The sequence below is a fragment of the Paraprevotella xylaniphila YIT 11841 genome (genome assembly GCF_900683745.1).
GTDB classification, from domain to species: domain Bacteria; phylum Bacteroidota; class Bacteroidia; order Bacteroidales; family Bacteroidaceae; genus Paraprevotella; species Paraprevotella xylaniphila.
The window spans coordinates 2,161,784-2,184,428 of sequence record NZ_LR215980.1 but is presented as its reverse complement, the minus strand read 5'-3'; the positions used below and the strand labels follow the sequence as shown (position 1 = coordinate 2,184,428).

At 46.1% G+C, this 22,645-nt stretch carries 34 protein-coding genes; all 34 read left to right on the top strand.

All coding sequences use genetic code 11. The features are described from left to right. The first annotated feature begins 3 nt into the window (after window positions 1-3). The 34 genes from rplC to E0E47_RS09250 all read left to right on the top strand — a co-directional run bounded on the left by rplC (window position 4) and on the right by E0E47_RS09250 (window position 22,521). Entirely contained in the window at window positions 4-621 is a 618-nt protein-coding gene (gene rplC, locus E0E47_RS09415; RefSeq protein WP_130893540.1) for a 50S ribosomal protein L3, read from the top strand. Next, the gene (rplD, locus tag E0E47_RS09410; protein WP_008628171.1) at window positions 621-1,250 is read left to right on the top strand and encodes a 50S ribosomal protein L4; all 630 of its coding nucleotides are present in this window, start codon (window positions 621-623) and stop codon (window positions 1,248-1,250) included. The genes rplC and rplD overlap by 1 nt, the downstream gene beginning before the upstream one ends. Window positions 1,251-1,266: 16 nt before the next feature. Beyond that, on the top strand, window positions 1,267-1,557 hold the full coding sequence (gene rplW / locus E0E47_RS09405) for a 50S ribosomal protein L23 (protein ID WP_008623135.1): 291 nt from the start codon (window positions 1,267-1,269) through the stop codon (window positions 1,555-1,557). 7 nt (window positions 1,558-1,564) lie between these two features. Beyond that, window positions 1,565-2,392, top strand: a complete 828-nt coding sequence (rplB, locus tag E0E47_RS09400; RefSeq protein WP_008628169.1) for a 50S ribosomal protein L2 — start codon at window positions 1,565-1,567, stop codon at window positions 2,390-2,392. Window positions 2,393-2,412: 20 nt separating this feature from the next. Beyond that, window positions 2,413-2,682, top strand: a complete 270-nt coding sequence (gene rpsS / locus E0E47_RS09395; protein WP_008623131.1) for a 30S ribosomal protein S19 — start codon at window positions 2,413-2,415, stop codon at window positions 2,680-2,682. A gap of 38 nt (window positions 2,683-2,720) precedes the next feature. After that, window positions 2,721-3,119 carry a 50S ribosomal protein L22 gene (gene rplV / locus E0E47_RS09390; protein ID WP_008623129.1) on the top strand — a complete coding sequence of 133 codons (399 nt, stop codon included), beginning with the start codon at window positions 2,721-2,723 and terminating at the stop codon, window positions 3,117-3,119. 11 nt (window positions 3,120-3,130) lie between these two features. Further along, window positions 3,131-3,853: a 30S ribosomal protein S3 gene (gene rpsC, locus E0E47_RS09385; protein ID WP_008623126.1), complete on the top strand. Its 723-nt coding sequence runs from the start codon at window positions 3,131-3,133 to the stop codon at window positions 3,851-3,853. 18 nt (window positions 3,854-3,871) lie between these two features. Next, entirely contained in the window at window positions 3,872-4,297 is a 426-nt protein-coding gene (gene rplP / locus E0E47_RS09380; RefSeq protein ID WP_008623125.1) for a 50S ribosomal protein L16, read from the top strand. A 2-nt stretch (window positions 4,298-4,299) separates the two neighbouring features. Next, window positions 4,300-4,494, top strand: a complete 195-nt coding sequence (gene rpmC / locus E0E47_RS09375; RefSeq protein ID WP_008623124.1) for a 50S ribosomal protein L29 — start codon at window positions 4,300-4,302, stop codon at window positions 4,492-4,494. Window positions 4,495-4,507: 13 nt separating this feature from the next. After that, entirely contained in the window at window positions 4,508-4,765 is a 258-nt protein-coding gene (rpsQ, locus tag E0E47_RS09370; RefSeq protein ID WP_008628166.1) for a 30S ribosomal protein S17, read from the top strand. Between the two features lie 2 nt (window positions 4,766-4,767). After that, window positions 4,768-5,133 carry a 50S ribosomal protein L14 gene (rplN, locus tag E0E47_RS09365; RefSeq protein WP_008628164.1) on the top strand — a complete coding sequence of 122 codons (366 nt, stop codon included), beginning with the start codon at window positions 4,768-4,770 and terminating at the stop codon, window positions 5,131-5,133. A gap of 17 nt (window positions 5,134-5,150) precedes the next feature. Next, window positions 5,151-5,471 (top strand): 50S ribosomal protein L24, encoded by a 321-nt coding sequence (rplX, locus tag E0E47_RS09360; RefSeq protein ID WP_008623121.1) that lies wholly within the window; start codon window positions 5,151-5,153, stop codon window positions 5,469-5,471. After that, window positions 5,471-6,028 (top strand): 50S ribosomal protein L5, encoded by a 558-nt coding sequence (gene rplE / locus E0E47_RS09355; RefSeq protein WP_008628156.1) that lies wholly within the window; start codon window positions 5,471-5,473, stop codon window positions 6,026-6,028. Before rplX ends, rplE begins: the two co-directional genes overlap by 1 nt. Before the next feature lie 6 nt (window positions 6,029-6,034). Next, window positions 6,035-6,334 carry a 30S ribosomal protein S14 gene (gene rpsN / locus E0E47_RS09350; RefSeq protein WP_008623118.1) on the top strand — a complete coding sequence of 100 codons (300 nt, stop codon included), beginning with the start codon at window positions 6,035-6,037 and terminating at the stop codon, window positions 6,332-6,334. 52 nt (window positions 6,335-6,386) lie between these two features. Next, a complete protein-coding gene (gene rpsH / locus E0E47_RS09345; RefSeq protein WP_008628155.1) occupies window positions 6,387-6,782 on the top strand; it encodes a 30S ribosomal protein S8 in 396 nt (131 codons plus the stop codon). A 14-nt stretch (window positions 6,783-6,796) separates the two neighbouring features. Next, the gene (gene rplF, locus E0E47_RS09340; RefSeq protein ID WP_008628153.1) at window positions 6,797-7,369 is read left to right on the top strand and encodes a 50S ribosomal protein L6; all 573 of its coding nucleotides are present in this window, start codon (window positions 6,797-6,799) and stop codon (window positions 7,367-7,369) included. Window positions 7,370-7,387: 18 nt separating this feature from the next. Beyond that, window positions 7,388-7,729, top strand: a complete 342-nt coding sequence (rplR, locus tag E0E47_RS09335; RefSeq protein WP_008623112.1) for a 50S ribosomal protein L18 — start codon at window positions 7,388-7,390, stop codon at window positions 7,727-7,729. A 6-nt stretch (window positions 7,730-7,735) separates the two neighbouring features. Then, window positions 7,736-8,248: a 30S ribosomal protein S5 gene (gene rpsE / locus E0E47_RS09330; protein WP_008628151.1), complete on the top strand. Its 513-nt coding sequence runs from the start codon at window positions 7,736-7,738 to the stop codon at window positions 8,246-8,248. 10 nt (window positions 8,249-8,258) lie between these two features. Continuing rightward, window positions 8,259-8,435 carry a 50S ribosomal protein L30 gene (gene rpmD, locus E0E47_RS09325; protein WP_008623109.1) on the top strand — a complete coding sequence of 59 codons (177 nt, stop codon included), beginning with the start codon at window positions 8,259-8,261 and terminating at the stop codon, window positions 8,433-8,435. Window positions 8,436-8,460: 25 nt separating this feature from the next. After that, window positions 8,461-8,907, top strand: coding sequence for a 50S ribosomal protein L15 (gene rplO, locus E0E47_RS09320; protein ID WP_008628149.1), 447 nt, complete (start codon window positions 8,461-8,463; stop codon window positions 8,905-8,907). Between the two features lie 4 nt (window positions 8,908-8,911). After that, a complete protein-coding gene (gene secY, locus E0E47_RS09315; protein ID WP_008623106.1) occupies window positions 8,912-10,255 on the top strand; it encodes a preprotein translocase subunit SecY in 1,344 nt (447 codons plus the stop codon). Window positions 10,256-10,267: 12 nt separating this feature from the next. Beyond that, window positions 10,268-11,062 carry a type I methionyl aminopeptidase gene (gene map / locus E0E47_RS09310; protein ID WP_008628147.1) on the top strand — a complete coding sequence of 265 codons (795 nt, stop codon included), beginning with the start codon at window positions 10,268-10,270 and terminating at the stop codon, window positions 11,060-11,062. Between the two features lie 2 nt (window positions 11,063-11,064). Beyond that, window positions 11,065-11,283 (top strand): translation initiation factor IF-1, encoded by a 219-nt coding sequence (gene infA, locus E0E47_RS09305; RefSeq protein WP_008623102.1) that lies wholly within the window; start codon window positions 11,065-11,067, stop codon window positions 11,281-11,283. Between the two features lie 12 nt (window positions 11,284-11,295). Beyond that, entirely contained in the window at window positions 11,296-11,412 is a 117-nt protein-coding gene (gene ykgO / locus E0E47_RS09300) for a type B 50S ribosomal protein L36 (protein WP_008623101.1), read from the top strand. A 32-nt stretch (window positions 11,413-11,444) separates the two neighbouring features. Beyond that, window positions 11,445-11,825: a 30S ribosomal protein S13 gene (rpsM, locus tag E0E47_RS09295; RefSeq protein ID WP_008628145.1), complete on the top strand. Its 381-nt coding sequence runs from the start codon at window positions 11,445-11,447 to the stop codon at window positions 11,823-11,825. 9 nt (window positions 11,826-11,834) lie between these two features. Further along, the gene (gene rpsK / locus E0E47_RS09290; protein WP_008623097.1) at window positions 11,835-12,224 is read left to right on the top strand and encodes a 30S ribosomal protein S11; all 390 of its coding nucleotides are present in this window, start codon (window positions 11,835-11,837) and stop codon (window positions 12,222-12,224) included. 123 nt (window positions 12,225-12,347) lie between these two features. Beyond that, window positions 12,348-12,953, top strand: a complete 606-nt coding sequence (rpsD, locus tag E0E47_RS09285; RefSeq protein WP_008623094.1) for a 30S ribosomal protein S4 — start codon at window positions 12,348-12,350, stop codon at window positions 12,951-12,953. Between the two features lie 11 nt (window positions 12,954-12,964). Beyond that, window positions 12,965-13,957, top strand: a complete 993-nt coding sequence (locus E0E47_RS09280; RefSeq protein WP_008628144.1) for a DNA-directed RNA polymerase subunit alpha — start codon at window positions 12,965-12,967, stop codon at window positions 13,955-13,957. Window positions 13,958-13,963: 6 nt separating this feature from the next. Continuing rightward, a complete protein-coding gene (gene rplQ, locus E0E47_RS09275; protein ID WP_130893539.1) occupies window positions 13,964-14,458 on the top strand; it encodes a 50S ribosomal protein L17 in 495 nt (164 codons plus the stop codon). Window positions 14,459-14,825: 367 nt separating this feature from the next. Further along, window positions 14,826-18,077, top strand: coding sequence for a DUF6055 domain-containing protein (locus E0E47_RS09270; protein ID WP_130893538.1), 3,252 nt, complete (start codon window positions 14,826-14,828; stop codon window positions 18,075-18,077). Window positions 18,078-18,115: 38 nt separating this feature from the next. Further along, complete coding sequence (locus E0E47_RS09265; protein WP_232038390.1) at window positions 18,116-20,080, top strand: TlpA family protein disulfide reductase; 1,965 nt, start codon at window positions 18,116-18,118, stop codon at window positions 20,078-20,080. Between the two features lie 27 nt (window positions 20,081-20,107). Then, complete coding sequence (locus tag E0E47_RS09260; RefSeq protein WP_130893536.1) at window positions 20,108-20,803, top strand: hypothetical protein; 696 nt, start codon at window positions 20,108-20,110, stop codon at window positions 20,801-20,803. A gap of 70 nt (window positions 20,804-20,873) precedes the next feature. Then, complete coding sequence (locus E0E47_RS17595) at window positions 20,874-21,197, top strand: hypothetical protein (protein ID WP_232038389.1); 324 nt, start codon at window positions 20,874-20,876, stop codon at window positions 21,195-21,197. After that, complete coding sequence (locus E0E47_RS09250) at window positions 21,118-22,521, top strand: TlpA family protein disulfide reductase (RefSeq protein WP_232038388.1); 1,404 nt, start codon at window positions 21,118-21,120, stop codon at window positions 22,519-22,521. The genes E0E47_RS17595 and E0E47_RS09250 overlap by 80 nt, the downstream gene beginning before the upstream one ends. The last annotated feature ends 124 nt before the right edge of the window (window positions 22,522-22,645 follow it).

The following is a 22,645-nucleotide window of genomic DNA, read 5'->3' as shown; positions in this document are numbered from 1 at the left end:
GAAATGCCAGGATTATTAGGAAAGAAAATCGGAATGACATCCGTATTCAGTGCCGATGGTAAGAATGTTCCATGCACTGTTATCGAAGTTGGTCCTTGTGTAGTAACTCAGATTAAGAGTGTAGAAAAAGACGGTTATGCTGCTGTTCAACTCGGCTTCCAGGAAGCTAAGGAGAAGAATACGACGGCTTCTCTTATGGGACACTTCAAGAAAGCAGGTACTACTCCCAAGAGACACTTGGCCGAGTTCACAGGTTTCGAACAAGAGTTGAATTTAGGTGACACCGTTACGGTAGACATGTTTGAAGGGACCGTTTATGTAGATGTAATCGGAACTTCAAAAGGTAAAGGCTTCCAAGGTGTAGTTAAACGTCACGGTTTCGGTGGTGTAGGTCAGACTACTCATGGTCAGCACAACCGTGCCCGTAAGCCCGGTTCTATCGGAGCTTGTTCTTATCCCGCTAAAGTATTCAAAGGCTTGCGTATGGGCGGTCAGATGGGAAACGAGCGTGTAACTGCACAAAATTTGCAAGTGTTAAAAGTAATTCCGGAACACAATCTGCTTCTTATTAAAGGTTCAGTGCCCGGTTACAAAGGTTCAATCGTAATAATTGAAAAATAATGGAAGTTAGTGTATTAAATATCAAGGGTGAAGATACCGGAAGAAAAGTTCTTCTGAATGATTCTATCTTCAATATCGAGCCTAATGACCATGTGATTTACCTTGACGTAAAGCAATATTTGGCTAACCAACGTCAGGGTACGGCTAAGTCAAAGGAAAGAAGTGAAGTGAGCGGTTCTACCCGTAAGTTGGGTCGCCAAAAAGGTGGTGGCGGTGCCCGTCGCGGTGATATCAACTCTCCCGTATTGGTAGGTGGTGGTCGTGTATTCGGTCCTAAGCCTCGTGATTACGGTTTCAAATTGAATAAGAAGGTTAAGGTTTTGGCTCGTAAGTCGGCTCTGTCTTACAAGGCGAAAGAGAATGCAATTGTGGTGGTTGAGGACTTTACTATGGAAGTTCCGAAGACTAAGCAATTTATAGAAATTATAAATAATCTTAAAGTTGGTGGCAAGAAAGCCTTGTTCGTTTTACCGGGTGCAAATAAAAACGTATATTTGTCAGCTCGTAACATCGAACGTGTTAATGTTATGACTGCGGCTGCGCTGAATACTTATAAGGTATTGAACGCGGACGTTATGGTTGTGACTGAAAACTCGCTTAAAGTTGTCGATGAAATCTTAACCAAATAAGGAATAGAGAACCATTATGGGATATATTATTAAACCGTTGGTCACTGAGAAGATGACCGCAATTACAGAGAAGCAGAATAAATTCGGCTTCATTGTTCGTCCTGAGGCTAATAAATTGGAAATTAGGAAAGAAGTCGAAGCTTTGTACAATGTTACTGTAGTAGCGGTGAATACTTGCAGATATGCAGGTAAATCCAAGAGCCGTTACACCAAGTCTGGTCTTATTCAGGGTCGTACAAATGCTTACAAAAAGGCTATTGTGACTTTGAAGGAAGGCGAAACTATTGATTTTTACAGCAATATTTAAATAAAAGATGGCAGTACGTAAATTTAAGCCCACAACACCGGGGCAGAGACACAAGATTATTGGTACTTTTGAAGAGATTACTGCATCGGTACCAGAAAAGTCTCTTGTATATGGCAAACGTTCAACAGGTGGTCGTAACAATGTCGGTAAGATGACAATGCGCTATTTGGGCGGCGGTCACAAGAGAAAGTTCCGTTTGATTGATTTCAAGAGAGAGAAAGACGGTGTTCCAGCTGTAGTGAAGACGATTGAATACGATCCGAACCGTTCGGCTCGTATTGCTTTGTTGTTTTACGCAGATGGTGAAAAACGTTATATTATTGCTCCTAACGGCTTGCAGGTGGGCAGCACGTTGATGTCTGGAAAGGATGCAGCGCCTGAGATTGGTAATGCACTTCCTTTGGAGTACATCCCTGTCGGTACCGTAATTCACAATATTGAATTGCGTCCCGGTCAAGGTGCTTTGCTCGTTCGCTCTGCCGGTAATTTTGCACAGTTGACCTCTCGTGAGGGACGTTATTGTGTAATCAAGTTGCCTTCAGGCGAGACTCGTCAGATTCTTAGTGCTTGTAAGGCTACTGTCGGTAGCGTAGGTAACTCAGATCATGCGTTGGAAAGTTCTGGTAAAGCCGGGCGTTCTCGTTGGTTGGGTCGTCGTCCTCATAACCGTGGTGTGGTTATGAACCCGCATGACCATCCGATGGGTGGTGGTGAAGGCCGTCAGTCCGGAGGACACCCACGTTCACGCAAGGGATTGTATGCTAAGGGCTTGAAGACAAGAGCTCCGAAAAAGCAGTCCAACAAGTATATTATCGAAAGATGTAATAAGAAGTAACAAGTAAATCTGAGTAAATTATGAGTCGTTCATTAAAAAAAGGTCCATACATCGAAGTAAAGCTCGAAAAGAAAGTTCTCGCAATGAATGAGAGCGGTAAGAAGAGCGTGGTAAAGACTTGGGCCAGAGCTTCAATGATATCTCCTGATTTTGTAGGTCATACAATTGCAGTTCACAACGGAAATAAGTTTATTCCTGTTTACGTTACTGAGAATATGGTTGGACACAAGTTGGGTGAGTTTGCCCCTACGCGTAAGTTCGGTGGCCATGCTGGTAACAAGAAGAAGTAAGCAGGTTGATTATTTGAAATAATAAAGTAATTATATAAATGGGAGCAAGAAAGAAAATTGCGGCTGAAAAAAGAAAAGAAGCCCTTAAAACCCAGTATTTTGCTAAGTTGCAGAATGTGCCTTCCTCTCCGCGCAAGATGAGATATGTGGTGGATATGATTCGCGGCATGGAGGTGAACAGAGCACTTGGTACTTTGAAGTTCTCTTCAAAAGCTGCTTCTGCCGATGTAGAGAAGTTATTGCGCTCTGCTATTGCAAACTGGGAACAAAAGAACGAACGTAAGGCCGAAGACGGTGAATTGTTCGTGACAAAGATTTATGTTGACGGTGGCGCTACGTTAAAGAGAATGAGACCGGCTCCACAAGGTAGAGGTTATAGAATCCGCAAACGTTCAAATCACGTGACTTTGTTCGTAGGCACTAAAACTAATGATTAATTAAAAGTAGTATGGGACAGAAAGTAAATCCGATAAGCAACCGATTAGGTATTATTAGAGGTTGGGATTCTAACTGGTACGGTGGCAAGGACTTTGGTGATTCTTTGTTGGAGGACAGCAAGATTCGTAAGTACTTGAACGCTCGTTTGGCTCAGGCTAGCGTATCTAGAATCGTTATTGAACGTACGCTGAAACTCGTGACGATTACAGTTTGCACTGCACGTCCGGGATTGATCATTGGTAAAGGTGGACAGGAAGTTGATAAGTTGAAGGAAGAATTGAAGAAGATTACAGATAAGGATATCCAAATCAATATCTTCGAGATAAAGAAGCCGGAGCTTGACGCCGTGATTGTGGCTAATAACATCGCCCGTCAGGTAGAAGGTAAGATTGCTTATCGTCGTGCTATCAAAATGGCTATTGCCAATACGATGAGAAGTGGCGCTGAAGGTATCAAAATCTTGATATCAGGCCGTTTGAATGGTGCTGAAATGGCGCGTTCTGAGATGTATAAGGAGGGACGTACTCCGTTGCACACTTTCCGTGCGGATATAGATTATTGCCAGGCTGAAGCCTTGACGAAAGTCGGTTTGTTGGGCATTAAGGTATGGATTTGCCGCGGTGAGGTATATGGCAAACGTGATTTGGCTCCGAATTTTGCTCAGACGAAAGAGAATAGCCGTGGTGGCAACGGTGGCAAGAACTTCCGTAAGAAGAAGAACATTAATCGTTAAATTTGAATTTTAGGAATTATGTTACAACCGAAAAGAACAAAATATAGAAGACCGCAGAAGGGCCGTTGCAAAGGTAATGCTCAGCGCGGTAACCAATTGGCTTTCGGAACGTTCGGTATTAAGTCTCTCGAAACGCATTGGATTACCGGTCGTCAGATAGAGGCTGCCCGTATTGCTGTGACCCGTTACATGCAGCGTGAAGGTCAGATTTGGATTCGTATATTCCCAGATAAGCCTGTAACGAAGAAGCCGGCTGATGTACGTATGGGTAAAGGTAAGGGAGATCCTGTGGGATATGTATTCCCTATTACTCCGGGACGTATTATTTTTGAGGTGGAAGGCGTCTCTTATGAGATTGCAAAGGAGGCTTTGCGTCTTGCTGCGCAGAAACTTCCGGTTACAACTAAGTTTATTGTTAGACGTGATTACGATAAAAACGCTTGATTATGAAGATTGCAGAAATTAGAGAATTAGCGACCAATGAATTGGCCGAGCGTATTCAGACGGAAGAGGCGAATTATACTCAGATGCTGTTAAACCATTCTGTCTCTCCGTTGGAGAATCCTGCACAGATTAAGGCTGCACGTCGTAATATTGCCCGTATGAAGACCGTATTGCGTCAGAGAGAACTTAACAAATAATAATGGTCCACACATGGAAGCTAGAAATTTAAGAAAGACAAGAACAGGTGTTGTAATCAGCGACAAAATGGATAAGACCATTGTTGTGGCTGCTAAGTTTAAAGAGAAACACCCGATTTATGGTAAGTTCGTTTCCAAGACGAAAAAATACCATGCTCATGACGAGAAAAATGATTGTCACGTAGGTGATACAGTGTTGATTATGGAGACTCGTCCTTTGAGCAAGACGAAGACTTGGAGAGTTGTAGAAATCGTAGAAAGAGCTAAGTAATTATGATACAAGCAGAATCTAGATTAGTTGTTGCAGATAATAGCGGTGCTCGTGAAGCTCTTTGTATCCGCGTTTTAGGCGGAACGAGAAGACGTTATGCTTCTGTAGGTGATGTGATTGTTGTCTCTGTCAAGAGCGTCATCCCGTCAAGTGATATTAAAAAAGGTGCAGTATCAAAGGCTTTGATTGTACGTACTAAAAAGGAGATCCGTCGTGTTGACGGTTCATATATCCGTTTTGATGATAACGCTTGCGTTCTTTTGAATAACGCCGGTGAATTGAGAGGAAGTCGTATTTTCGGCCCGGTTGCCCGTGAGTTGCGTGCTGCAAACATGAAAGTCGTTTCTTTGGCACCTGAAGTACTTTAATTTTAAGAAATAAAGTAATGAGTAAGTTACATATTAAAAAAGGCGATACAGTTTACGTGAATGCCGGTGAAGACAAGGGCCGGACTGGTAAGGTGTTGAAGGTGTTTGTGGATAAACGCCGTGCCATCGTTGAAGGTCTGAATATGGTTTCTAAGAGCCAGAAGCCGAGCGCAAAGAATCCTCAGGGAGGCATCGTAAAGCAAGAGGCTCCTATTCATATTTCAAACTTGAACGTTGTGGACCCGAAGACTGGCAAACCGACACGTATTGGTAGAAAATTAAATGCTGACGGCAAGTTGGTTCGTTATGCTAAAAAATCAGGAGAGGAGATTAAGTAATGGGAAATACTGCGAGCCTTAAAAAAGAATATGCAGAGCGTATTGCTCCTGCTTTGATGAAACAGTTCAATTATACTTCTACTATGCAGATTCCGGTGCTCAAGAAGATTGTGATCAATCAGGGATTGGGTATGGCTACTGCAGATAAGAAAATCATTGATGTGGCTATTAATGAAATTTCGGCAATCACGGGCCAGAAAGCAGTGGCTACTGTTTCAAAGAAAGACGTTGCAAACTTCAAATTGCGTAAAAAGATGCCTATCGGTGTGATGGTGACATTGCGTCGTGAAAGAATGTATGAGTTCTTGGAGAAGTTGATTCGTGTGGCTTTGCCTCGTATCCGTGACTTCAAAGGTATCGAAACTAAGTTTGACGGTCGTGGAAACTATACTTTGGGTGTTCAGGAACAAATTATCTTCCCGGAAATCAATATCGATTCGATAGATAGAATTCTTGGTATGAACATTACGTTCGTAACTACTGCTAAGACTGATGAAGAAGGTTATGCCTTGCTCAAAGAGTTTGGTCTGCCTTTTAAAAATGCTAAAAACGATTAATACAATATGGCAAAAGAATCAATGAAGGCTCGTGAAGTTAAGAGAGCCAAGATGGTAGCTAAGTATGCCGAGAAGCGTGCCGCTTTGAAGAAAATCGTGAATACAGGAGACCCCGTTGAAGCTTTTGAGGCTGCTCAGAAGTTGCAGCGGATTCCGAAGAATGCAAATCCTATTCGTTTGCACAACCGTTGCAAGCTGACGGGACGTCCGAAAGGTTATATGCGTCAATTCGGAATATCACGTATCCAATTCCGTGAAATGGCTTCAAGTGGTTTGATTCCGGGTGTAAAAAAGTCAAGTTGGTAATTTATTATTTAATATTGTCGGGAGAGTCCCGATTAATTAATTCTTATATAAAATGACTGATCCAATAGCAGATTATTTGACGCGTTTGAGAAATGCCATTCAAGCTAAACACAGAGTGGTTGAGGTTCCTGCGTCGAATTTGAAAAAGGAAATCACCAAGATCCTTTTTGAGAAGGGCTATATCTTGAACTATAAGTTCGTTGAAGATGGTCCTCAAGGTACAATCAAGGTAGCACTGAAGTATGATTCAGTGAACAAGGTCAACGCGATTAAGAAGTTGATCCGTATATCCACACCGGGTATGCGTAAGTATACGGGTTATAAGGATATGCCGAGAGTAATTAACGGATTGGGTATTGCTATCATATCTACATCTAAAGGTGTAATGACTGACAAGGAAGCTTCTGACCTGAAGATAGGTGGTGAGGTGCTTTGTTATGTATATTAATTGGAGGATATAATATGTCTAGAATAGGAAAATTACCGATTAGCATTCCTGCAGGCGTTACAGTATCTGTGAATGATGATAATGTGGTTTCCGTAAAGGGACCGAAAGGAGAGATGAGTCAGGCTGTACATCCTTCAATCAAAGTTGAGATTGTTGATTCTGAGATCGTTTTTACTATTGATGAACAGAATGATTCTGTGGAAATGAAGCAGAAGCAAGCCTTCCACGGTCTATATCGTTCTTTGGTTCATAATATGGTTGTAGGTGTTTCAGAAGGTTATGTGAAGAAGTTGGAACTTGTGGGTGTGGGTTTCCGTGCTAGCAATCAGGGCAACTTGATTGAGTTTGCGTTGGGGTACACGCACAACATCTTCCTTCAGTTGCCGAAAGAAATTAAAGTAGAGACAAAATCTGAGAGAAATCAGAATCCTCTTATCATATTGGAGTCTTGCGACAAGCAATTGTTGGGACAAGTTTGTGCTAAAATTCGTTCTTTCCGTAAGCCTGAACCATATAAAGGAAAAGGTGTTTTGTTCGTTGGCGAGCAGATTCGTAGGAAATCTGGTAAGTCAGCTGGTGCTAAGTAATTTTAAAACAGTAAGATTATGATAACGAAATTAGAAAGACGAATCAAAATCAAATATAGAGTACGCAATAAGATTTCAGGTACTACTGAACGTCCGCGTATGTCAGTGTTTAGAAGTAACAAGCAAATCTATGTTCAGATCATTAACGATACGACCGGAACTACTTTAGTAGCGGCTTCTTCTTTAGGTATGGAAACGATGCCGAAGAAGGAACAAGCTGCAAAAGTAGGGGAGTTGATTGCTAAAAAAGCTTTGGAAGCAGGTATTACTACTGTTGTTTTCGATCGTAACGGTTACTTGTATCACGGTAGAGTGAAAGAAGTTGCAGACGCTGCACGTAACGGTGGACTTAAATTTTAAAGGATTATGGCAATTAATAGAGTAAAGATAAGCAGTGATATCGAATTAAAGGACAGATTGGTTGCTATCAATCGTGTTACCAAGGTAACTAAGGGTGGTAGAACGTTTACTTTCGCTGCCATTGTTGTAGTTGGTAATGGTAATGGTATCATTGGTTGGGGACTTGGTAAGGCTGGAGAAGTAACAGCGGCTATTGCCAAAGGCGTGGAAGCGGCCAAGAAGAACTTGGTGAAAGTTCCCGTTTTGAATGGTACTGTGCCTCACGAACAAGAAGCAAAGTTCGGTGGTGCTGAGGTATTCATCAAGCCAGCATCGACCGGAACGGGTGTGGTTGCAGGCGGTGCCATGCGTGCAGTGTGTGATAGCGTGGGTATAACGGACTGTCTGGCTAAGTCTAAAGGGTCGTCTAATCCTCACAATTTGGTGAAAGCTACTATTTTGGCATTGGCTGAAATGCGTGATGCCAAGATGGTTGCACAGAACCGTGGTGTGAATTTGGATAAAGTATTTAGAGGATAAGGAGGTTTTTATGGCAACTATAAAAGTGAAGCAAATCAAAAGTAGAATTGGTGCTCCGAAAGACCAGAAAAGAACACTTGATACTTTGGGATTGAGAAAAATCAATCAGGTAGTTGAAGTAGAAGATACTCCCTCAACTCGCGGTATGGTTCAGAAATTGCACCATTTGGTAATCGTCGTGGATTAATTATTTACTATTAAACTGATACGAAATGAAATTAAATACTTTAAAACCAGCTTGTGGTTCGGTTAAGACTCGAAAAAGAGTAGGACGTGGTGCCGGTTCCGGTTTAGGCGGTACTTCAACCCGCGGTCACAAGGGTGCGAAGGCTAGATCTGGTTATAAGAAGAAGATCGGTTTCGAAGGTGGTCAGATGCCTTTGCAGCGTCGCTTGCCGAAATTCGGTTTCAAGAACATCAATAGAGTGGAGTATAAGGCTGTAAACCTTGATGCTATCCAAGCTTTGGCTACTGCCAAGAATTTGGAGAGAATCACTTTGGCTGATATCGTAGCTGCCGGTTTGGCTTCTGCCAAGCAGTTGGTTAAGATTTTAGGTAATGGTCAGCTTACTTCTAAAGTTGATGTAGAAGCGAACGCATTCTCTAAGAGTGCAGAAGCAGCTATTAAGGCTGCCGGTGGTAACGCTACAAAACTTTGATTCGATGAAGAAGTTAATAGAAACCTTTAAGAACATATGGATGATTGAGGATCTTAGACAAAGGATCCTCATCACCATTCTGTTTATTGCAATCTATCGTTTGGGGTCGTTTGTGGTCCTGCCGGGAATCGACCCATCTCAACTGACGGCGTTGCGTACGCAGACGGAGGCTGGATTGATGTCTTTGCTGAATATGTTCTCTGGAGGTGCATTTTCTAACGCATCTATTTTTGCGTTGGGAATCATGCCTTATATTTCTGCGTCCATTGTGATACAGTTGTTAGGCATTGCGGTTCCTGCTTTTCAGAAGATGCAGCGTGAAGGTGAGAGCGGCCGGCGTAAGATGAACCAGTACACGCGTTATTTGACCATACTTATTCTGTTAGTGCAAGCTCCTGCATATTTGACAAACCTGAAGATGCAGTCTGCCGGAGCATTGAGTCCTGCTATCAGTTGGACTACTTTCATGATCACTTCGACTATTATTCTGGCAGCTGGTAGTATGTTTATTCTTTGGTTGGGTGAGCGTATTACAGACAAGGGAATCGGCAATGGCGTGTCATTAATCATCATGATTGGTATTATTGCTCGTCTGCCGGAGGCATTTGGTCAGGAATTTGTTGCACGTTTGAATAATTTGAGTGGTGGAGGGCTTTTGATGTTTATCGTAGAGGTTGTGATACTTCTATTTGTTGTTTGCGCTGCAATATTGTTGGTGCAAGGTACAAGAAAGATTCCAGTTCAATATGCTAAACGTGTAGTAGGTGGCCAACAATTCGGTGGTGCCCGTCAGTACATTCCTTTGAAGCTTTTTGCAGCGAATGTGATGCCTATTATCTTTGCCCAGGCTTTGATGTTCATCCCTATTACGCTGATAGGTTTCACGTCTGTCGACCAGGCTACTCCTTTTATGCAAATGATGGTAGACCATACGAGTGTATTGTATAATGTGATTTTTGCTTTGCTAATCATTGCATTTACATATTTCTATACTGCCATCACGTTGAATCCTACGCAGATGGCGGAGGATATGAAGCGTAATAATGGTTTTATTCCTGGTATTAAGCCGGGTAAGGCTACGGCCGAATACATAGACCAGATTATGTCACGTATTACTTTGCCGGGTTCGTTGGCTTTGGCAATCATAGCTTGTATGCCCGCGTTTGCCGGATTGTTGAATGTGAAGGCGGAATTTGCGCAGTTTTTCGGAGGGACCTCCCTGCTTATTTTGGTAGGTGTGGTTTTGGATACTTTGCAGCAGATAGAAAGCCATTTGTTGATGAGACACTATGATGGCTTGTTGAGTTCGGGTCGAATCCACGGTCGTTCAGGTATGTCTGCTTATTAAGTTTTATCTGATATGATATTTCTTAAGACAGAGGATGAAATAGAGTTGATGCGGGCTGCTAACCTGTTAGTGGCTGACACGTTGACCGAGATTGCCAAGAATATTTGCCCAGGGGTAACAACAAAACAGTTGGATGCCTTGGCAGAAGAGTTCATTAGGGATCATGGAGCGTTGCCTACCTTTAAGGGCTTTCCCAACCCTTATGGAGGTCCGTTTCCGGCATCAATTTGCACATCTGTCAATGATGAGGTGGTGCATGGTATCCCGAATGACAGGCCACTTGAAGAGGGAGACATTGTTTCTGTCGATTGTGGTACTTTGTTGGACGGATATAATGGTGATTCTTGCTATACCTTTTGTGTAGGGGAAGTTTCCGAAGAAGTCAAGAGACTTTTGAAAGTAACGAAAGAATCTCTTTATTTGGGAATTGAGGCAGCTTTGGCCGGAAAGAGAATCGGTGATATCGGTTATGCCGTGCAAAATCATTGTGAATCCAATGGCTACGGAGTGGTTAGAGAGTTTGTCGGGCATGGTATCGGGAAAGAGATGCATGAAGAACCGGCAGTTCCCAATTACGGCAGAAGAGGTAATGGCGCGTTAATCAAGAATGGTTTGTGCATTGCTATCGAGCCCATGATTACTTTAGGATCTCCCAAAATAGGGATGATGCCAGACCGTTGGACAATCAAAACTTGTGATGGCAGGTGTGCGGCACATTTCGAGCATACGATAGCCATTCATCATGGGAAGGCTGATATTTTATCTTCGTTTGAAGGAATAGAAAGAATAGAAGGAAAATTATATTAAGTATGGCGAAACAGTCAGCAATTGAGCAAGATGGTGTGATTATAGAAGCTCTTTCTAACGCAATGTTTAGAGTAGAGTTGGAGAATGGGCATGAGATTACGGCTCATATTTCCGGGAAAATGAGAATGCATTATATAAAAATCCTGCCCGGTGATAAGGTTCGGGTGGAGATGAGTCCTTATGATCTTTCTAAAGGTCGCATTGTATTTAGATATAAATAAAAAAGCAAAAATATGAAAACAAGAGCATCTTTAAAAAAACGTACTCCGGAGTGCAAGATTGTACGTCGTAAAGGACGTTTGTATGTTATTAACAAAAAAAACCCTAAGTTTAAAATGCGTCAGGGTTAATATTTTATAGCAAAAAGAAATAAAATAAGTATATGGCAATAAGAATTGTAGGTGTAGATTTGCCTCAGAATAAGAGAGGTGAAATTGCTTTGACTTATATTTATGGTATAGGTCGTAGTAGTTCAGCAAAAATCCTTGCAAAGGCTGGTGTCGACAAAGACATTAAGGTAAAAGACTGGACTGACGAGCAGGCTAGTAATATACGTGCCGTGATTGGTGCTGAATACAAAGTAGAAGGTGATCTTCGTGCTGAAATTCAGTTGAACATCAAGCGACTGATGGATATTGGTTGTTATCGTGGTGTTCGCCACCGTTTAGGTTTGCCGGTTCGTGGTCAGAGCACGAAGAACAATGCTCGTACGCGTAAGGGTAAGAAGAAGACAGTTGCAAACAAGAAAAAAGCTACTAAATAATAATTAGATATGGCAAAAAAAACAGTCGCAGCTAAGAAAAGAAATGTGAAGGTTGATGCTATGGGACAGTTGCACGTCCATAGCTCATTCAACAATATCATTGTGTCTTTAGCAAACAGCGAGGGTCAGGTGATTTCATGGTCCTCTGCCGGTAAGATGGGATTCCGCGGTTCGAAGAAGAACACTCCCTATGCAGCTCAGATGGCTGCCCAGGATTGTGCGAAAGTTGCATTCGATCTTGGCTTGAGAAAGGTAAAGGCTTATGTGAAGGGGCCAGGTAACGGACGTGAGTCTGCTATTCGTACCATACATGGCGCAGGCATTGAAGTGACGGAGATTATTGATGTTACTCCATTGCCACACAACGGTTGTCGTCCTCCTAAGAGAAGAAGAGTTTAATAAGAGATAACCCATAATAACAGTAGGGATTCCAATGATTTTCAAGGGCTTCATTTCCTTTCTGTAGTCGCGGCTGCAATGACTTGGGATTCCTACAAGAACCTTTAAAAATTAGAAATTAAAATGGCTAGATATACTGGACCAAAATCAAGAATTGCTCGTCGTTTCGGTGAAGCTATATTCGGACCGGACAAGGTGTTGTCAAAAAGAAACTTCCCTCCCGGTCAACATGGAAACAACAGAAGAAAGAAGACTTCTGAGTATGGTGTCATGTTAGCTGAAAAGCAGAAGGCTAAATATACTTACGGTGTTTTAGAGAAACAGTTCCGTAATATGTTTGAGAAGGCTGCCCGTACGAGCGGTATTACCGGTGAGATTCTTTTGCAGAATTTAGAGTGTCGTTTGGACAATGTCGTTTATCGTTTGGGGATAGCTCCTACCCGTGCGGCTGCCCGTCAGTTGGTGGGACATAAGCACATCATCGTCGACGGTGAAGTTGTGAATATCCCTTCATACGCTGTTAAGCCTGGTCAGATTATTGGTGTTCGCGAGAAATCTAAGTCTTTGGAAGTTATTGCCAACGCTTTGGCTGGTTTCAACCACAGCAAATATCCTTGGATAGAGTGGGATGAGAATACTAAGTCCGGCAAGTTACTCCACAAACCGGAACGTGCAGACATTCCAGAGAACATTAAGGAGCAGTTGATCGTTGAGTTGTACTCTAAATAATAATTAAGATAATGGCGATATTAGCATTTCAAAAACCTGATAAAGTATTAATGTTGGAGGCGGATGACAAATACGGCAAGTTCGAATTTCGTCCGTTGGAACCCGGTTTCGGTATTACTGTTGGTAATGCTTTGCGCCGTATTCTTCTTTCATCCCTTGAGGGATATGCTATCAATACCATGCGTATTGCGGGGGTAGAGCACGAGTTTGCTTCAGTTCCCGGAGTAAAAGAAGATGTTACCAACATTATCTTGAACCTCAAGCAAATACGGTTCAAGAAGATAGTAGAAGAATTCGAGAATGAGAAAGTGAGTATCACGGTAGAGAATACGACAGAATTCAAAGCCGGAGATATTAACAAGTATCTGACTGGATTTGAAGTGTTAAACCCTGAATTAGTTATTTGCCATTTAGATGCCAAAGCAACGATGCAGATTGAGTTGTCCATTAACAAAGGTCGGGGATACGTTCCTGCTGATGAGAACCGTATCTTCTGTACTGATGTGAATGTGATTCCAATCGATTCAATTTACACTCCGATTAGAAATGTTAAGTACGCTGTTGAAAACTATCGTGTAGAGCAGAAGACTGACTACGAGAAACTCGTTCTTGAAATTTCTACTGATGGTTCCATTCACCCGAAGGACGCCCTGAAAGAGGCTGCAAAAATCCTGATTTATCACTTCATGTTGTTCTCTGACGAGAAGATTACATTGGAGAATTCCGATGGTGAGGGCAATGAAGAGTTCGATGAAGAGGTGTTGCACATGCGTCAACTTCTGAAGACCAAGTTGGTAGACATGGATCTCTCTGTCCGTGCCTTGAACTGTCTGAAAGCCGCAGATGTGGAAACGTTGGGCGACTTGGTACAGTTTAACAAGACCGACTTGTTGAAGTTCAGAAACTTCGGTAAGAAATCGCTCACTGAGCTTGATGATTTGCTAGAGAGTCTGAATCTGTCGTTTGGAACTGATATTTCTAAGTATAAATTAGATAAAGATTAATAAACAATGAGACATAATAAAAAATTCAATCATTTGAGTCGTACTGCATCCCACAGACAAGCGATGTTAGCCAATATGGCCATCTCTCTGATCATGCACAAAAGAATCACTACGACTCTTGCAAAGGCCAAGGCTTTGAAGAAATACGTGGAGCCGTTGATTACAAAGTCTAAGGACGATACTACTAATTCTCGTCGTGTCGTTTTCAGCTATTTGCAGAACAAGTATGCCGTAACAGAGTTGTTCAAGGAAATCTCTGCGAAAGTGGCTGACCGTCCGGGTGGTTATACCCGTATCATCAAGACTGGTTTCCGTCAGGGTGACAACGCAGCGATGTGTTTCATCGAATTGGTGGACTATGATGAGAACATGGCTAAGCAAGCTACGAAGAAAACTCGTACGCGTCGTTCCAAGAAGTCTGCGGCCAAGGCTGAAGAGGCTTCTGCGGCCGAAGCATCGGCAGCAGAAACTGCTACAGAAACACCTGCAAGCGCCGAATAATTTAATTTGCTATAAGAGAAAAAGCCGTCCGGAACTTCGGGCGGCTTTTTTCATGCCTGCTCTTTTAATCTGTACGTGAGGGATATTTTGTCCTCCGGTTTTCTTGCAGATAGGAAGGGACGTAAGAGGAAATATGTTGTTGTAAAGAATTTGTATTTCTTTATATTTTTGTTTATCAGCTTCTTACGTATCTGAAATCATTTACCTGAGAACGGAAAATCATTCTCAGGCGAACGAAAAATCAATTGCCTGAGAACGATTTTTCATTTGCCTGAGAGTCGTTTAAGATATAACTTTTTCTTTTGAGATTTTGTGCTATTAGCTTAAAATATGTACCTTTACGGCACTAAACATTATACCTAATAATATGAAAAGAAACTTATTCATGTGTTTGTGTCTTGCGTCGAGTCTGCACGGTTGGGCACAAGTGGATATATCCGCTTACTTCTTGGAAAACCACGGTTTTGATACGAATTTCAATTACGATGCCCGGCAAACGGGCAATGTTTCCGGGGATGTCATAAACGAAGTTTACGGTTGGACGAACGAAACCACGGCCACTTATACCGTGGCCGGTACGTTTGCTTATAATCCGGAGGTGACGTTCAACAACAGTTTCGCGCTGCCGGCTTCAGGCTACGAAGGCTCGGAAGGCGGTGCGCTTGGATTGACGACGGGTTGGGGCATGCGGCTTGTGTATTCCCAAAGTGTGACCCTTCCTAAAGGAACTTACCGTTTGTCTTCGGCTTATTATAACGTGGGTACGTCCGGTGCTGGAAACAGCCTGTTGGCCTGGCTGCCGGATAACGGAACCGCTACGGTTTCCGACGTGAAAAATTTCCCCGTGCAGTCGTGGAAAACGGACGAGCTCATTTTTACGCTTACGGCACAAACCACCGGAAAGATACGCATCGGTTTTGCGGCCAACGAGGGGGTAGGGTCGGCCAACCATGCCAAGATTTTGGTGGATTACGTGAATTTGCTCTGCGATGAGATGGATAAGGGCGGCTTGGAAACAGCCCTTTCGGCGGCGCGGGCGGCTTACGGTGACGGCTCGGGTGTGTATGCCGAAGAATTGAAAGCTGCGATAGACGAAGCGCAGACGGTTTATGAAGACGAGCATGCCGCAGTTACGGATATCTTGGCCTCGACACAACGGTTGACGGAGGTTACGCAGACTTACCAATATAAAAACGCATCGCCAGAGCATCCGCTGACCATGACTTCGCGCATCGTGAATCCCAATTTTGAGGACGGTACGACCGGTTGGGAAAACGATGGGATGCTCACGCAGACCAACACGAGTTTTCCGGGCAAATCCGGTACTACTTATTTGGAGCGTTGGGTGAACATCGGGTCCAAAGTGCCGGATGTGGGTATCCGGCAGACGTTGGAAGGCATCCCCGATGGGAAGTACCGCCTGCGTGCTGCCGTGGGCAATATCCAACAGAACGGCACGAACAGCACGGTGAATGCCGGAGAGAAGCAGACGGGCGTTACCTTGTATGCCGGGATTTATGATATGCCGGTGGATACGATGAAGGCTCACAAAGACCTCTACTTTACGGTGGTGGACGGGCAAGTTACCATCGGGTTTAAAGCCGAAAACGCTACGGGCAACTGGATTTGTCTCGACAACGTCCGCCTGTATTATCTCGGCGGGAACACCCCGGAAGGTTATGCGGCTTATTTGTCGCGTTATGCCGATGATGTCCGTAAGGAATTGCAGGCGAAACATATCCAGTCTGCGGTCCGCCAGGCGGTGGAAGCAGCCATAGAAGCAGCCGAAAAAGCCTCGGCGACGGAGAATCCGGATGAAAAAGCCATGGCGGAAGCGAAAGTCGCCTTGGACGAAGCTGTGACGGCCATCGAGGCCTCGGCGGCCATCTATGATGTTTTGGCCGACGCGCTCCGCTATGCCGGACAAGTGAAGGACTGGTATGAAGAAGACGAGGAAAAGCGGGGAAAGATGGAGACGGCCATCCAAGCCGCACAGGAGGTTTGGGAGAATACGGAACAGACCGAGGAGCAAATCCGATCGGCCGCACAGGCTTTACAGGATGTCACGCAGACGGTAGACAAGAAAGTCTATACGGCCCAGTGGTTGATGGGAGATGTCAACGACCCGGACAATGCTTATTATATCGGGCGTACGCGTCAGTCGAAGAATTGGATTCTGTTCTGGGAAAAAGGATACGGTGAGAACCCTTCTGTGTTTACGTGCGGCAACCATACGATAGACATAGACGAGGTTCTGAAGAATGCCGAAATCGCTTTCGATTTTTATACCGATTCGCTGAAGTTCATCCGTCGTGGCAGGTCGAAGACTGACACCTATAAGATGGTGATACGTCTGCGCTATGACCCTACCGCATGGGAAGCTTCCGGTTCGGGCGTGGACGACCTGATTGGTTTGCTCACCCTTACGCCTTGGGCTGCCCCGTCGCGCAACTGGCAGACGCTTTACCACGAGATAGGCCACTGTTTCCAATACCAAGTGCATTGCGACAACGGCAACCAGAACGGTTGGATGTATGCCCCGGGCAACGGCAACGGGTGCGCTTTCTGGGAGCAGTGCGCACAATGGCAGGCCTATAAAATCATGCCGGCCGACCAGTTCAACAACGAATGGTTCGACGGTTACCTGCAAAACGTGCACAAGCATATCCTGCACGAATCGCCGCGTTACAACAATTATTTCATACAGGATTACTGGTGTTACAAGCACGGGATGGACTTCATGGGGCGGCTTTGGAACCAAAGCCGGAACCCGGAGGATGCCGTCGAGGCTTATATGCGTCTTACGGGCATCACGGACAGCGAATTCAATGACGAAATGTACGACTGTGCAGCCCGTTTCGCCACTTGGGACATTCCGGCCTTGGAAGAGTACGGGGCCGCGAAAGTGGACGGCCGTCCCTTGCCCGCCATGCTCAAGGTGGCCGACAATTATTGGCGCATCAGCCCCGCTGCGGCTCCTGAGAATACGGGGCATAACATCATCCGGCTGAATTTGCCCCGGAGGGTCGGCACGAGGGTGTCCGCTTGTTTTGAAGGCCTGAACCGCCAAGAGGGCTATCGTGTGAAGAATGCGACCTATGCGGAATGGCGTTACGGTTTTGTAGCGTTGCTTAAAGATGGCAGCCGGGTGTATAGCGACATGGGAAAGTCTGTGTACCGTAACCCGAAGGATACGATATTCTTCGATTGTCCGGTGGACTGCAAACGGCTTTACTTTGTGGTGAGCGGAGGCCCGAAGAAATATTGGCGGCAAGTGTGGGACGACAATGACGCGAACGACGAACAGTGGCCCTATCAGGTAAAGTTCGGCAATACGAACCGTTACGGGTCGGCTAACCTTCCGGACGAGACGGGGATAGGCGAAGTGGCGACGGATGCGTCCGTACCTGTCGTGTCGGTATCTGGACGCACGTTGCGCGTGGAGCCGTCGCCCGTGGCGGCAGAGGTGCGCGTCGCTGCGCTCTCCGGTGTCTGCGTGGCGGACTTCTCGTGTGGGGCGTCGGCGGTAGAGACCACCTTGTCTCCCGGTTTCTATATCGTCCAAGTGTTGTCGGCCGACGGGCGCAACTTGGTGACGAAGAAAGTCGTGGTAAGGTAAAGACGTAAAAAGAAAATACTTAAACGATGAATACCGAAATGAAAACAACACACAAGACAACGTTATGGGCATGGTTGCTTTTGGCCGTGCTGTGCTGCGCTTCCCCGAAGGCGACAGCGCGGAAAGCGCGGACGTTCTCCCGTCCGGCGTGGGTGGGCAGTACCACTTCCACTATCCGTATTACGAAGGTGGAGTTTGCCGACACTGCTACGATTATCAGTTTCCACGAGCGGTACAAGCCGGGTTGGTGGATTCAAATGTCCAAGGATTCCTGGCTTCTGGGGGATGACAATCGGAAGTATAAAGCCTTGCGGGGCGAGGGCATTGTGTTGGGGGAACATTATGTGACTCCTCCAAGCGGTGAGGGCGAATTCAAGGTGGTGTTTGAGCCTATGCCCCGGAAAACCCGTTTCTTTGATTTTATCGAGGGGAATATGCAAGGGGCGTTTAATATCTACGGCGTGCACGAAGAGGGGAAAGCTCCCAAGGTGCCCGGCAAGCGGAAGCCGTTCGTGATGACACCCGAATTGGAGCGGCAGTTTTTCACGGCGGATACGGCTTGTGTCCGTGGCCGCATCGAGGGCTATTCACGCAGTCAGGGCTATTCCACCATGCTGTATAACCGTTGTGAGCCGACCACCGGCGAGCGCGTTCCCCTTGTGGTGGATATCCGTGAGGATGGCACGTTCGAGTTTCGTTTCTGGGCTTGGCATCCCGTGGAGGGGGCACTGTTGATAGAAGGCAAGGATTTCCGCGAGTGGTTGAACTTCTATGCCGTGCCGGGACAGACCACGGAGATGGTCATGCGGTCAGATGGTTCGGTGTCCTGCGCTTCTGCGCCTTCCGGCCCGTTCGGGCGGAAGCGTTCTTTGGAGCACGGGGTTTCGGAGCTTTGCGCTTACCCGTACGACGAGTTTTCCGCTGTTTCGGATTCGCTCGGTTTTAAAGATTTCACGGAAAACGCCATGAGGCGGATGCGCGAGCGGTTACGGGCGGTGGACTACGTGGCTTGGCGTTTCGGTTATACGCCGTGGGAACGTCACTTGGCGGAGTGCCAGACGCGGTTGGCGCATGGTATGGCAGTGTTCGATTACGAGATGAACCAAAATTTTGCCATCGACTATGAAAAAATGAAGTGGGAAGAAATACGGGCGAAAATGGCACCGTACCGTGACCCAGGCAACTATCGTTTCCTGCGCGAGATGCCTTGCGATGATGTGTCCGCTTTGGTGCTTCGCGACTTGGATATATTCCTGAACCGTTATGAGTTTTCCTCAGTCATGCGCAGCCCTGCTGTATTGGTTGGTTACATGGAACCGGACAGCGTGGCCAAAGAGGATGCAGCCATGATGGCCGTGGACACTGCGATATTGGGGGCGGACGAGCCTTCGCTACTCGGACGTTTGGTGGTGCTGCGTGCCTTGTCTTCCGATTTGGGACGCAATTATAGTGAAGCACCGTCCATGTGCGACAGCATTTACCAAAACCGCTTGGCATATATGAACCGTGAGGTGTTGCGTGTCCAGGCCGGGCGGTTGCTCGAACAGGCACGTCGCCGCAACACGCTTACTTACGCCCTGCCCGATACGGAAGGCGGGAAACTGTTGCGCCGCCTCACGGAGAAGTACCGGGGCAAATATGTCCTGATAGATTTTTGGGGAATGTTTTGTGGGCCTTGCCGTTCGGGCATCGAGCGTTCCAAGCCGATGCGCGAGGCCTTGCGCAACCATCCCGATGTGGATTTCCTGTTTATCAGCACCGAAGGGGAAGGCCCGGAAGAGAACTACCGGAAGTATGTGGACGAACACCTGTCCAGGGAAGACGTGGTACAGGTGAGTCGCGACGACTTCAACCGTCTGATGGAGTTGTTCAATTTCTTGGGGATTCCGCATTACGAGACGCTCGACCGCATGGGGAATGTGGTGCGGAGCGGTTTGCGCTATGCGCCGGAAGCGCAGTTCCGTTTGCATTTAGAGGACTTGAAACGACAGTTGGAACCCTGATGTAACACCTTTTAAACCATGAAGCCTATGAAACGGTATGTAATATTTTTCATCTTGTTCAATAGCTTTGTCTTGCACGGCATGGCTCAGTGGGATACTTGCCGGACGGCTGAATTGCACAAAGCCTATAACCGGCTGAAGTCTGACACCACACAAAAGGCACAGGAGGAATTCTTTTGGGCTTTTCCAAGAAATTGGAATGAATATCTCATCATGGATTATGAAGTGGGCAACCGTAATGAAGAAAACATCTACGACTATGTAGAAGCATTTGGGGGACTTACTGCCATCGACGATACCACATATTGCGCCAAACTCATTTCTGTTGTCCGGGGAGCTTACTATGATGCCGATGGCCCCAATTACTTGCGCAGTCTATTACATGGGGTGATGGGTGATTCTTCTCATGAAAGTGGGTATTACACTCCCCATGGAAAGGAAAACATGCCTTTCATCATGCTTTGGCTATTGTCCCAAGAGTTGAAAGGGGACATCATGCGGTTCTGGCAGTTTTATTGGTCGAAGTTGTATTTTGAAGAAGACGGGGGAGCGGGTAATGACTACAGCTTTAATGACGACTTCTACCGTTTGCGGGGCATAGTGGAAAAGGAATACCCCGACATGGTGGAACCCATGACCATTGCCTACCGCTACTTCCATCATGGGGTCATATTTTTATCAAGCTATAATGATTGGTGGCTTGAACGGCATGTGCTTTATTGAATAGGGATTGCCGTTATTTCCATACGGAAACGTGGACTTGGGATAAGAAAACTTTAATAAATGAAAAACGATGAGACATTATTTGAATTATCTATTGTCGGCGATTGTCCTCTTGTGCGGCGGAGGGCTGTTGAGGGCGCAGGAAGCGCAAGTTTGCGATGTGAAGAACCCCATAGTGGGCGACCGTAACATGGAGACGGTGGAAATCAGCCGCGTGGAGTGCACACCGGAAACTACGACCTTGTATATGGAGGCTTATAACCGCAAGGGGTATTGGATTCAAGTTGGATTCCGTCCTGCATTTGCGCGGTGCTGTGACGGGGCTAGACTATCCCTTGCGGCGTTGCGAGGGGGTGGCGTTGGGGCAGCACGTGTATATGCCCGATTCCGGTAATGTGAGTTTCCGTCTGGTCTTTCCACCGTTGGATGGCCGTGATACTTCGTTCGACTTCATGGAAAGAGGAAAAGGCGGTGGATTCATCAAAGGCGTGAACTTGAAGGAGGAACGTGAAGGCAAGCTGCATTGCCGCTTGACAGGGATGGTGGAGAAGCCGACGGAGGCGAGCCGCCTCGTGTTGCACCGCTACGGGTTGGATGCTAGGGTAAAGCCTTTTATTTCTATTCCGGTGCATAACGGGAAGTTTGAATATGATTTGTACACAGACCATGCGGAGGCTTGGGAACTTTATCTGTGGCACGACTGGTTGAATGGAGGTTACTATCCTGCAAAGTTCTTGGGGGAGAATGCCACCCTGCATATTACTTTTCCAGATAAGGGAAGGCCGAAAGTGGAGACCGACGGGACGGAGAACCGGATCATGTTGTATGTGGAGCATCAGGTCGATAGCATATTCAGTCCCAAGTATGCACTGTACAATGCCCGAGTGGATACCCTTTACAGTGAGGATGATTGTTATACTCCGGCAGGCAAGGACTTGTATGAACGCCTGAGGGCAGCAGAGACGCAGGAAGAGGCAAATAAGATTTATAAGCAACTGGACAGTCTGGAAAAGTCCCGCAGGCTTTATTCGCCCCGTATGATGGCTTTGGAGGACTACCTTGCCGTCTGCCGTGCAGAAGAGAAGTCGTGGCGGCTCCGTGAGGCGGTGCGCAAGCCTTCGGTGTCCGGCCTGTCTTTCTTGCGTTTTGAGTTGGATTATCCCGATCATCCGGACAGTCTGAAACAAGCGTTATGGGCGGTTTATGATTCCGTCTATGCCGGTTATTTACCGGGACATCCCTACCATGCCGTCGTGAACGCTTTGCGCCAATGCCGGACATTGGCCGTGGGGAAGCCTTATCCCGATTATGAGATTACGGGTAGCGACGGCCGCCCCTTGCGTATGTCCGGCCTGATACGTGGCAAGATAGCCCTTGTAGACTTATGGGCTTCGTGGTGCGGGCCGTGCCGCGCGAATTCCAAATCCATGATACCCGTTTATGAGGAGTTCAAGGACAAGGGCTTCACGGTGGTGGGCATAGCTCGTGAGAAGCACCGGAGCGACATGGAACAGGCGGTGCGGAAAGACGGCTACCCATGGACCTGTTATGCCGAGGTGGAGGATGCCAATAATATATGGTCTTTACACGGTATAGGAAACTCCGGCGGAGGTACTTTCCTTGTCGATAGTGACGGAACCCTGTTGGCTGTCGGGGCTTCGGCCGACGAGGTGCGCGAAATCTTGCGGAAGAAGTTGGGTGGTAAATCAGGGCACTGAGGAACCGTGTCCTTCAAAAAACAGCCTCCCCCGGAAACGTATTGGTCTGCGTTTTCCGGGGAAGGTTGTTTTTGTAGGGATAACCTTTAAGCTTTGGCTTTCACCACAGCTAGCGTCTACCGCC